This window comes from Actinoplanes sp. ATCC 53533 (assembly GCF_003947245.1).
Genome location: NZ_QHHV01000515.1, coordinates 1 through 1562 on the forward strand (window position 1 = coordinate 1; position 1562 = coordinate 1562).

The window sequence follows — 1562 nt, forward strand, 5'->3', positions numbered from 1 at the left end:
CCCGGGAGGGAGGACGGCGCGAACGGGCACCGAATTCATCGCGCCGGAGGCGTCCTTCTCGCCGGCGGCCAACACCGTCGTGCACGGCATCACCAAGATTACTGGTACGGCCCTGTCCGACGACGTCGCCGAGATCGCCATCAGCCGGGGCGGTGAGAAGGTCAGCCGGGTGACAGCCGCGCCGTGGGAGTTGGCCTGGGACACCACCAAGGCAGCGCTCCGAGGCGGGCTCACCCTTCAGGTCACCGATCGCGCCGGTAACGTGACCACCTACCACCGCTACTACGCGGTCGACAACGTCGGCCCGGACGTCTCGTTCTCCTGGGACGTACCGAATGTGGTTCACGCCGGCAAGTTTTATCTAAGCTCGTGGATCTCTGATCGGTCCGGTGTGGACCGAGTCGAGTGGTGGATCGACGGTGCGCTGCGTTCAACCAGCAAGACCGGCTTCACGTACGACTTCGGCGGCAGGAGCCGGACCACCATGCTCGAGATCCGGGCCTGGGATGTGAACGGCTACGCCTCCACGGAGAACTTCCCGCTTACGGTCGACGCCGACCCACCGAAGGTGGCGTCCGCCGCCCCTGCCAACGGGACTCTCGTCCGGGGCACCAGCGTCGCGGCCAGCCTGCGGCTCTCGGACATCTCCGGAGTCGATTACGCGACCCCGGTCAGCGGGTACACCCCCACCGATTTCACCTCGCCGTACACCGGCAGGTTCAAGCTGGGCAAGGACGGCAAGCTGACCCTGAAGTGGTGGGTCACGGACTACTGGTACCAGAGCAAGTACGTCTACCAGACGGTCGTTGTCGACAACACAAAGCCGAAGCTGACGGTGACCAAGGGCCCGAAGAACGGGGCCAAGGTCAAGAGCACCGTCAAGGTGCAGGCGGCGGCGAGCGACAAGAACCGGATCGCCAAGGTCCAACTGCTGATCAACGGCAAGGTGATCGCGTCGGACAGCACGGCGGCCTACACGTTCACGATCAACACCAAGAAGTACGGCAAGAAGTTCACGGTCAAGCTGCGCGCCTACGACAAGGCGGGCAACGCGACCACGACGACGACGCGGACCTGGCACCGCTGATCGTCCGGCTGGGCCGCACAGGCCGCCTGGCCTAAGCCCCTGGCCAGAACTCCTTCCCGTAACCCTGGGGTAGCCAGGGCGAGGTCCAGGGTGCTGCGGTGGCCAGGTTCTGGGTTTCGGTGCGGTGCTGGAAGAATGTGTGGGCTTGTTGGATCCGGTCGCTGATCGTGGCGGTTGCGGTGTTCGCGATGTGTTGTTTCATCGTGGCCCAGATCCGTTCGACCGGGTTGTCCTGAGGGCTGTATTTCGCGCCTTCGATGATCTGGATGCGGGGATGCGCGGCGAGCCAGCGTTGGGTGATTTTGGAGTGGTGGGTGCTGCCGTTGTCGCAGATCACGGCGATGGCCGGGGCTTGCGGGTAGGCGTCGAGGAGTTGCTGCAGGAAGTAGCAGAACACCACGGAGACGTTCTTGACGCTGACGTGGTGATGCACGGTGCCGGTGAGCAGGTTGACCGCGCCGTGCACGGTGCGTCG

The 1562-nt window shown here is 64.7% G+C and carries 2 protein-coding genes; one reads left to right on the top strand and one right to left on the bottom strand.

Annotated elements, in window-relative coordinates:
- The coding region (locus DMB66_RS62215; RefSeq protein ID WP_158647743.1) for an Ig-like domain-containing protein at positions 1–1087 on the top strand (1087 nt) is incomplete at its 5' end.
- 31 nt (positions 1088–1118) lie between these two features.
- Here DMB66_RS62215 and DMB66_RS59690 read toward each other — a convergent pair.
- Positions 1119–1562, bottom strand: a 444-nt coding sequence (locus DMB66_RS59690; RefSeq protein WP_148112964.1) for a transposase, incomplete at its 5' end; no start/stop codon positions are given.